Consider the following 9,124-nt stretch of genomic DNA (forward strand, 5'->3'; position numbering starts at 1 on the left):
GGGTGTGGGTCGTGAGTGGTAAGTGCCGTTAGAACGGCACTTACCACTCACGACCCACGCGACCCGCCGTCAGGGAAGCAGCATGATCACGGTCTCCGCGTTGCGTTCGACCGCGGCCCGGCTGTACAGCAACGGGAAGTAGTCTCCCGTCCGCCAGCGCTCCAGCAGGTCGCGGTAGTGCGGCCCCGTCGTGTCGCCGGACTGACCGGGGGCGCTGACCGCCTTGGAGTCGTCCCAGCGCCCGACGTCGAGCGCCATCTTGAACGAGGCGCCCACGCCCTGCCCGTAGGTGGTGGGGTCGTACTTCGAAACGTCCACTGTGTACGCGGAGCCGCCGCGCTCCACCGGGCCGACGTGCCGTCCGGTGGTGCTCAGGAATTCGGTGTGCTGCAACGCACCCCAGCGCCACTTGCCCGGATCCGCGCCGAGTTTCCCGCGCACGTCGGCGTAAGCGGCGCCGAGGGTGGTCAGCAGCAGCCGGTCCCTGGCCGCCTCTCCGCCGGGCCCGAACCACTGGCCGGGATGTTCGAGCGCGTCGAGCATCAGGCCGACGTTCCCGCCGGGGATCGCCGCGAGTGACGCCGCTTCCTCGTTCAGGAACACGCGGAGGAACGCCGGGACGAGGTGGTTGGTGAACCACGGTTCGTAGAGCGCGGTGGCCGCGGAATCGACGTGTGCGACGCCGTCGTACCCGCGGAGCAGGTTCAGTGCCCGCTCCGTGTCGGGATCGGTGCTCCGCAGGCCGGCCAGCAGCGGCACCAGACGGCGTGCCGGCAGCGACAGCTGGTCGTTCTGCAGCCGGACCGAGTCGTCGACGGACTGACGGCGGCCGCCGGAGAGCACGTCGTCGATGCGCTGCTTGCGGTACGGCGGCTCCCATTCGTAGCCCACCTGGAACGGAAAGCCCGCCGGGACGTTGTGGTCGTTGGCGGAGGCGATGAAGCCGCTCTTCGGATTGTAGGAGCGCGGCAGCGTGGCGCCGTCGTGAAAGCCGGTCCATTCGGAGCGGCCGTCGCCGGGGGTCGGGAACAGGCCGTCGTAACCGGACCGCTTCGGCGCCCGCCCGGCCGCGACCCAGCCGATGTTCCCGGCCGTGTCGGCGTAGAGGACGTTCTCCGCCGGTCCGCCCCAATGCCGCAGCGCGGCGGAGAAGTCGCCGAAGTTCCGGGCCCGCAAGTAGCGCAGGGAGCCGAAATACGGTGCCGTCCCGGGTTCCGTCCAGGCCGTGCGCAGCGCGTAGGCCACGTTGCGTGCCGCGTCGACCCGCAGCACGGGACCGTGCCGGGAGTACCGCATCTCGATCCGCTGCGGCGGCCCTCCCAGGACGGGTACCTCCTCGGTGACCGTCCGGAAGGACTCCCACCCGTCGCCGTAGCGGTACCGGCCGGGGTTGTCCGGGTCGAGCCGGTAGACGTACAGATCCTCCTGATCGATGCCGAACACGGTCAGCCCGAAAGCGACCGTTCCGTTGTGCCCCAGCGAAACCCCGGGCAGGAACGGCTCGCCCGCGCCGATGACGTCGAGGCCCGGCGCCGACAGATGGCTGATGTACCGCAGTGGTGGCGCGGTGAGCGCCCGGTGCGGGTCATTGGCCAGGATCGGGCGCCCGGTCAGGGTTCTTCCCGGTGACACCACCCAGCTGTTGCTGCCCTCCGCCATGCCGGAGTTGTACGGCGATCGCCCGCCGAAGGCCGTTCGCCGCTCCGCCGGGGCGACCGGGTCCAGCACGTCCATCGGGATCGAACACGGGTCGATCCCGTCCGGGACGGCGGGGGTGTGGGCGGGCTCAAGCGCGTGGGCGAACTTGTCGGCCTCGATACCGCCCGCGCAGACAAGGCGCGACCGGAGCACCTCCGACGCCGCGTTCATCGACAGCCCGTGCTTGCGGACGCGCACCACGTCCTCCGGCCGCCACCGGCCCGGTTTGAAGCCGAACTCCGTGAACTCCGGCGGAAGGCTTTCCGGGTGCCGCTCGAGCCAGTCCAAGCGGGCGTTGATGCCCTCGGTGAACCGGATGGCCGCTTGTTTCGCCTCGGGACCGTAGGCTGCCCATTCGCGGTCCATGTCGCCGCGGTAGAGGAACAGCCGGGCCGCGCGATCCTGCTGCACGAACGACGGACCGAGGATCTCCGAGAGCAGCCCGAGACCGCTGCGGCGCCAGATGTCCATCTGGAACAACCGGTCGCGGGCGGCGTTGAACCCCTGTGCGAGGAAGAGGTCGTCGACGTTCCGGGCGTAGATGTGCGGCACACCCCAGTGGTCCACGACCATCCGCACCGGACGGCTCAGCCCGGGGACCTGGTAGCTCTCGGTACGCGGCCCGGCGGATATAGCCGGGGGAGCCGTGCCGGACAGCAGCGCGATGACGGCCAGTATCGTGCCCAGCCACCGCCCGCGGCTCGTCATCGGCCCGGATCCGGTTCACACCAGGACATGCCGTCGGGTGTGGCGACGAGTCCGCCGTCGAAGACCGGGGTGATCTCGCCCGCTTCGTCGCCGAGCTGGGCCCTGGTCTGGACCTGCGATCCCTCCTGCATCGCCTGGCGCACCACCGATGACCGGAACAGCGGCGCCATGTTCTCCTCGCGGGCTTCGACCAGCGTGTCGACGGCGTCGGCGAACTCCGCCGAGCGCTGTTTGAGCCGCAGGACACCCGATTCGGTGTCGGTGAGGTCGAATTCGGCGCTGGACATCCCCGCGACGAGTTCGACGAACGACTCCAGCTCGGTGTTGCTGCTCTTGGTCACCTTCTTCGCCGACCAGAAGTAGGAGTTCTCGTCGATGTGCATGTCGTAGAACGAGGTCAGGAACTCGTAGAAGACGCCGTACTCGCGGCGATAGCGTCCTTCGAACTCGTCGAAGGCCCTTTGCTCGCCGACGCTCCCGTCCAGGACGCTGTTGATGGAGCGGGCCGCCAGCAGCGCGCTGTAGGTGGCCAGGTGGACCCCGGAAGAGAACACGGGGTCGACGAAGCAGGCCGCGTCGCCGACGAGGACCATACCCGGCCGCCAGAAATTCGTTTGGTGGTAGGAGTAATCCTTGCGTACCCGCAACTGCCCGTACTGGCCGGTGGTGACCCTGGTCGCGCCGTCGAGGTATTCGCCGATGAGCGGGCACTCGCCGATGAGGTTCCGCATCGCGGCCTCGGGGTCGCCCTGGATCTTCGCCGCGTCCTCCCGGCGGACCACCGCGCCGACGCTGGTCAGCTTGTCGCTGAGCGGGATGTACCAGAACCACCCGTGGCTGAAGGCGACGCACAGGATGTTGCCGGAGTTCGGTGCCGGCAGGCGTTTGCCGTTCTCGAAATACCCGAACAGGGCCAGGCTGCGGAAGAAGTCGGAGTATTTCCGCGAACCGCCGACCCGTTTGTGAATGCGGCTGGTGTTGCCGGAGGCGTCCACGACGTACCGGGCAGAAACTTCGTGCTCGGTGCCGTCCGGATCGGTGTAGCGCAATCCGCGTACACGACCGTCTTCGCTTTCCAGGACGTCGGTCACCGTGCGGTTCTGGCGGACGTCGACACCTTTGCGAGCGGAATTGTCGAGCAGGATCTTGTCGAATTTGCTCCGCTCGACCTGATAGGCGAACGACGTCGGCCCGGCGACCTTGGGCGAGACGGAAAACGCGAAGTTCCACGGCGTGGGATTGGCGCCCCATCGGAAAGTGCCACCGCGTTTACGGAGGAAGCCCGCTTCGGCGATTTCGTCGTCGACACCGAGCAGATGACAGACGCCGTGAATGGTGGACGGCAGCAGCGATTCGCCGATCTGGTATCGGGGGAACGTCTCCTTCTCCAGCAGCAGGACGCGATGTCCCCGCATGGCCACCAGCGACGCGAGCGTCGAACCGGCGGGGCCGCCGCCGACGACCGCCACGTCGAATTCCTCGTTTCGTGCCGTACTCATTCGGCCTCCTGGAACACGTTGCCGGGGTCATTGTTTCCCGGTTCAGGGTTCCACAAGAAATGCCCCGTACCCACCTTGGACAGTTCCCGGAAACGGACAGCGGGTCGTGAGTGGTAAGTGTCGTTCTAACGACACTTACCACTCACGACCCGCGGTATCAGCTCACCGGGCGCCGGATGCGGACGAGGCTGAGTGCGATGAGACCTCCGCTGAGTGCCAGGTAGACCACCGTCTCCAGGATCTGGAACGTCCAATAGCGACTGGCGGGCTGATAGCTGACGTCGACGTGGAGGTCGTACTTCGCGAGGCACACCGCGGCGTCACCGAAGGTCCCGCCTGCCCCGGTTTTGGGCGGGGTGTTGATGCAGGTGCCGAATTTGGTGCTGTCGAGGGTCTTGCCGTCCGGGGTGCGCAACGGGCTGATGTCGGCGATCCAGGCGTTGGGCGCGTCCGGGACGCGGATCCCGCTGATGACCGAGCCGCCGGTGATGCTGCCCAGGTTCTGCGCCTCGTTGATGGCCTCGGCGGTCATCGGCAACGCGGCGTGCTCGGCGGGCACGAGGCTGGGCCGCACCACGTTGGCGAAGAAGAACTGGAAGGCGATGAAGCCGACGAGCGTCAGCGCCATCGCGGGCAGCGTCCGGCGCAGTAGCAGCCCGGCGAGGGCGCCCACGGTGAACGCCAGCGCGGCGTAGCCGATCGGGGCGATGTACCGCGCGCCGAAGACGAAGGTGCTGAACTGGTTCTTGACGACCTCGTCGAACGGCGCGGCCGCCCAGGTGAGCGCCGCTCCCGCCACCCCGGTGACGACCATGGCGCCGACGCCCACGACCAGGACCTTGGTGAGCAGCCAGCGTGGCCGGGTGACGCTTTGGTTCCACGCCAGGGTGTGGGTGTTCCCTTCGAGTTCCCGCGCGATCATCGGCGCGCCCCAGAAGGTCCCGATGACCGCGGGGACCAGGGCGAGACCGGCGGCGAGGAACAGCAGCGTGTTCTCGTAGGCGGAGCGGAACTGGGCCTTCGCCTGCGCGCAGTCGCCTTGACCGCGGCAGTTCGCCTGGTAGACGTCGTAGCCCTCGCGGACGTCCATGCCCACGTACAGCAGGTAGGCGACGATCCCCGCCAGTGCCACGGCGCCCGCCAGCGCCTGGACGCGGAATTGCCGCCAGCTCAGCCAGATCATCGCTGGGTCTCCCATGCTTCGGTCCGGCCGTGCACGCCGATCTCCAGACCGGCGGCCCTGCTCATGTACGCGAGGACGAGTTCTTGGAGCGAGACCGGCTCGGGCGGGTAGGGCAGCGGGCCCGCCGCGGTGTCCATGCGGACGATCGCGTGGCTGTAGTGGCCGTTGTGTTCCGTCCGGATGACCTCGACACCGAGGGGGAGGCGGTCCAGCCCGCCGCGCGGGCCGACCAGCCGGGCGTGGCCGGTCAGCAGGTCGCGGACGTCGCCCGCGACCTGCACCCGCGAGTCGCACAGGACGATGAGGTAGTCGCAGACCTGCTCGATGTCGTCGAGCAGGTGCGACGACAGCACCGCGCTGGCGCCGAGCTCGATCACGAATTCCATCAGGTTACGGAGAAAACCCCTGCGGGCCAGCGGATCCAGCGCGGCGGCCGGTTCGTCGAAGATCAGCAGGTCGGGTCGTTTGGCGGCCGCGATGGTCAGCGCGAGCTGTGCGCGCTGACCACCGGACAGTTGCCCCGCCTTCTGTGCCGGATTCAGCCCGACCTGCCGGATGCGGCGTTCGGCCAGTGCCTGATCCCACCCCGGATTCATCTTCGCGCCGAGTTTCAGGTGCTCCGCCACGGTGAACGACCCGTAAACCGGGGTGTTCTGCGCGACGAACCCCACCTTCGCCAGATGCGCCGCGTTCGCCGCGGGACGGGCCCCCAGCACGGTCAGCGATCCCGCCGTCGGCTCGATCAGCCCGCAGGCCAGGTGCAAGAGGGTCGATTTGCCCGCGCCGTTCGGGCCGACCAGGCCGATGACCCGGCCGGCGGGAACGGTGAGGTTCACCTCGGAGAGTGCCTGTTTGCCCCGGCGGCCGTACTTCTTGGCCAGGTCCGTGGCGTGGAGCACCGGAGGGGAGTCTGCGTGTGGCATGCCCTCATCCTGGGATTCGCCCGTTCTTCCCGGCATCAACCCAAAGCATGGTTTCCGCTGTCCACGGTCGCACTTTTGACCGGTTCTGCGTCGAAGTCCCGCTGCTGGGCGAACTGGGTCCGGTAAAGTTCGGCATAGAGTCCGCCGTTGGCGAGCAGCTCCCGATGCGTGCCACGCTCCTGGATCCGTCCCTTGTCGATCACCAGGATCTGGTCGGCGTCGTGGATGGTGGACAGCCGGTGCGCGATGACCAGCGAGGTGCGCCCGGCGAGGGCGGTCTTCAACGCCCGCTGGATGGCCGCCTCGGACTCGGAGTCCAGATGCGCGGTCGCCTCGTCGAGCACCACGATCGGCGGCGACTTGAGCAGCAGCCGAGCCAGCGCGAGCCGCTGCTTCTCCCCGCCGGACAACCGGTACCCGCGATCGCCGACCACCGTGTCCAGTCCGTCGGGTAGCTGGGAGATGGTCTGCCAGATCCGCGCGGCCTCGCACGCCTCGACAATCTCGGTTTCGGTGGCGTCCGGCCGCGCGTAGAGCAGGTTGGCGCGGATCGAGTCGTGGAACAGATGCGCGTCCTGCGTGACCACGCCGACGGCGTCCTGCAGCGAGTCGAGGGTCAGGTCCCGGACGTCGTGGCCGCCGATCCGGACCGTGCCGGAAGTCGTGTCGTAGAGCCTGGGCACCAGATGGGTGATCGTGGTCTTGCCCGCGCCGGAGGGGCCGACGAGCGCGGTGAGCCGTCCCGCCGGGGCGTGGAAGGAGACCTCGTTCAGCACCAGCGCGTTCTCCCCCTGCTCGGGCGGGCGGGCCGGCACCGCCTCCAGGGAGGCGAGGGAGACCTCTTCGGCGGCGGGGTACCGGAAGGCGACCCGGTCGAACTCGACGTGCGGTGCGGTGCCGTTCCCCTTTTCCTTGGCGGGCAGGGGATGGGCGTCCGGTCGTTCGGTGATGATCGGTTCCAGGTCCAGCACCTCGAAGACGCGGTCGAAGCTGACCAGCGCGGTGGTGATGTCCACCTGGATGGTCGTCAGCTGGTTGATGGGGCTGTAGAGCATCAGCAGCAGGCCCACCAGCGCCACGAGCGTGCCGAGCTGCAGGGTGCCGTCGATGACGAACCAGCCGCCGAAGCCGTAGACCATCGCGGTCGTGACCGTGGTGAGCAGCGTGACCAGGATGAACAGCAGCCGTCCGTGCACGGCCATCGAAATGGCGATGTCCCGGACCTTCGCCGCCTTGCGGGAGAAGTCCGTGGCCTCCTCGCCCTGGCGGCCGTAGAGCTTGACCAGCATCGCGCCCGCCACGTTGAACCGTTCGGTCATCGTCGAGCCCAGTTCGGCGTCGGTCTGCATGCCGGTGCGCGCCAGTCGTTCCAGCCGGGTGGCGATGATCTTCCCCGGCAGGAAGAAGATCGGGATCAGCACCAGTGCCACGAGGGTGATCGGCCACGACAGGTAGAACATCGTGCCGAGCACCAGCACGAGCGTCAGCACCGTGGACAGCGCCTGCGACAGCAGCGTCGAGATCCCTTGCTCCGCGCCGACGACGTCGGTGTTGAGCCTGCTGACCAGCGACCCGGTCCGCGTGCGGGTGAAGAACGCCAGTGGCTGCCGTTGGACATGCGTGAACACCTTGGTGCGCAGGTCGAAGATGAGGCCCTGGCCGACCCTGCCGGAGAACCAGGTCTGCGCGTAGATCGCGACGACACTGACCAAGGTGAGCCCGACGACGGTCAGGGCCAGCGTCAGCACGACGGACATGTTCCCGGGGACGATGCCGTCGTCGATGATCCCCTTCAGGAACAGCGGGGTCGACACCGTGATGACCGCCTCGATCACGGTCGCCACCATCACCACGAGCAGTGACCAGCGATAGCGCAGGGCGTAGGGGATGATGCGTTTCACCGTGCCGGGTTTGATCGGCTGCGGCTCGACGAGGCCTTCGACACGCAGCCCGATCGTGCCGAGGCTGGGGTCTTCTCCGATGGTCACGAAAGCCCTCCTCAGTTTGTGGTCGCACTCAGTTGTTGGCGAACTCAGTTGTCGGCGAAGAAGCCGGTGATCGCCGCGTTGACCGCGTCCGGGCGTTCGAGACAGCCGAGATGCCCGCAGCCGGGGATCTCCACGAGGTCGCAGCGGGGGATCGCCTCGGCGACCTCCGCGCCGAGGTGCGGCGGGGTGATGAGGTCGTCGGTGAAGGTCACGACCCGGCACGGTGCCGTCACGCGGCTCAGGGCCGCGCGCCGGTCACCGACCAGGTCGGCCCAGGTCTGCCCCGGGGCCACGGCCGGAGTCCCGGCCATCTCGAAGACCTCCAGCCAGCTCGTCACCGCGTTGTCGTTGTCCAAAGTGGACGATGAGAACATCTTGAAGACCGTGGTGGCGGCCTCGTACGCGGCGGGGAGCCGCACGCCGCTTTCCACCAGTGCGATCTCGGCTTCGGTCATCGCCAGCCTGGCGGCGTCCGCGCGGGCCCTGGTGGCGATGAGCACCGCGCTCCGAACGAGGTCCGGATGGTCGATCGCCAGTTCCTGCGCGATCATCGCGCCCAAGGACATCCCGACGATCCGGCACGGTGCCAGGTCGAGTGCCGTGATGATTCCCCGGGTGTCGGCGACGAAATCCGCGAGCGAATATTTGCCGTCGGGTGCGTCGGACGGGGGAATCCCGCGATTGTCGAACACGATCGTGCCATGACCCGCGGCCTTCAGCGCGGGTGTTTGGTGCAGCGTCCAGAAATGGCCGGCGGAACCGGATCCCGCGATCAGCAGAACCGGGTCGCCGCCAGCCGAACGTTCGTACGCGAGCCGGATCCCGTTCGCGGTGACGAAGTTCGCGGCGGGCCGGTCGGCGGCACCACCCATGTCGTTTCCCTTCAGCCCGTTCGCCGGAGGGCGTGCGATTGCCGCGTCCGTCCCGAATCAGGAGCGGCGTCACTATGGCATCGGGCGGGTTTTCGGGTACAGGCTTCGCGAACGACCGTGATTGACAGCGGTGTCCGCGCGTCCAACTGCGGGAGCGGCGTCAGTTGGGCGTCCACGAACCTCCCGCCGATCAGTTGATATGCCGCGTTTCCGTGGGACATATTGAGCCGCCTTGAGCCCGAGGAGGCCCGTC

Annotated in this window: 6 protein-coding genes; all 6 read right to left on the reverse strand. The window is 68.1% G+C overall.

From position 1 onward, the window contains the following. Positions 1-69: 69 nt before the first annotated feature. Positions 70-2,406 carry a penicillin acylase family protein gene (locus SD37_RS16620; protein ID WP_044850640.1) on the reverse strand — a complete coding sequence of 779 codons (2,337 nt, stop codon included), beginning with the start codon at positions 2,404-2,406 and terminating at the stop codon, positions 70-72. Beyond that, positions 2,403-3,905 (reverse strand): tryptophan 7-halogenase, encoded by a 1,503-nt coding sequence (locus SD37_RS16625; protein ID WP_044850639.1) that lies wholly within the window; start codon positions 3,903-3,905, stop codon positions 2,403-2,405. The genes SD37_RS16620 and SD37_RS16625 overlap by 4 nt, the downstream gene beginning before the upstream one ends. Positions 3,906-4,062: 157 nt before the next feature. After that, positions 4,063-5,088, reverse strand: a complete 1,026-nt coding sequence (locus SD37_RS16630; protein ID WP_065912850.1) for an ABC transporter permease subunit — start codon at positions 5,086-5,088, stop codon at positions 4,063-4,065. After that, positions 5,085-6,011, reverse strand: coding sequence for an ABC transporter ATP-binding protein (locus SD37_RS16635; protein WP_044850637.1), 927 nt, complete (start codon positions 6,009-6,011; stop codon positions 5,085-5,087). The genes SD37_RS16630 and SD37_RS16635 overlap by 4 nt, the downstream gene beginning before the upstream one ends. Positions 6,012-6,046: 35 nt before the next feature. Then, complete coding sequence (locus SD37_RS16640) at positions 6,047-7,999, reverse strand: ABC transporter ATP-binding protein (protein ID WP_083254982.1); 1,953 nt, start codon at positions 7,997-7,999, stop codon at positions 6,047-6,049. 44 nt (positions 8,000-8,043) lie between these two features. Beyond that, positions 8,044-8,871 (reverse strand): alpha/beta fold hydrolase, encoded by an 828-nt coding sequence (locus SD37_RS16645; protein WP_044850636.1) that lies wholly within the window; start codon positions 8,869-8,871, stop codon positions 8,044-8,046. Between the last annotated feature and the right edge of the window lie 253 nt (positions 8,872-9,124).

The organism is Amycolatopsis orientalis (genome assembly GCF_000943515.2).
Classification (GTDB): domain Bacteria; phylum Actinomycetota; class Actinomycetes; order Mycobacteriales; family Pseudonocardiaceae; genus Amycolatopsis; species Amycolatopsis orientalis.

Excerpts from the sequence above, each read along its gene's own strand:
- SD37_RS16620 (WP_044850640.1), bottom strand. The coding sequence starts at position 2,406 with ATGACGAGCCGCGGGCGGTGGCTGGGCACGATACTGGCCGTCATCGCG.
- SD37_RS16625 (WP_044850639.1), bottom strand. The coding sequence starts at position 3,905 with ATGAGTACGGCACGAAACGAGGAATTCGACGTGGCGGTCGTCGGCGGC.
- SD37_RS16630 (WP_065912850.1), bottom strand. The coding sequence starts at position 5,088 with ATGATCTGGCTGAGCTGGCGGCAATTCCGCGTCCAGGCGCTGGCGGGC.
- SD37_RS16635 (WP_044850637.1), bottom strand. The coding sequence starts at position 6,011 with ATGCCACACGCAGACTCCCCTCCGGTGCTCCACGCCACGGACCTGGCC.
- SD37_RS16645 (WP_044850636.1), bottom strand. The coding sequence starts at position 8,871 with ATGGGTGGTGCCGCCGACCGGCCCGCCGCGAACTTCGTCACCGCGAAC.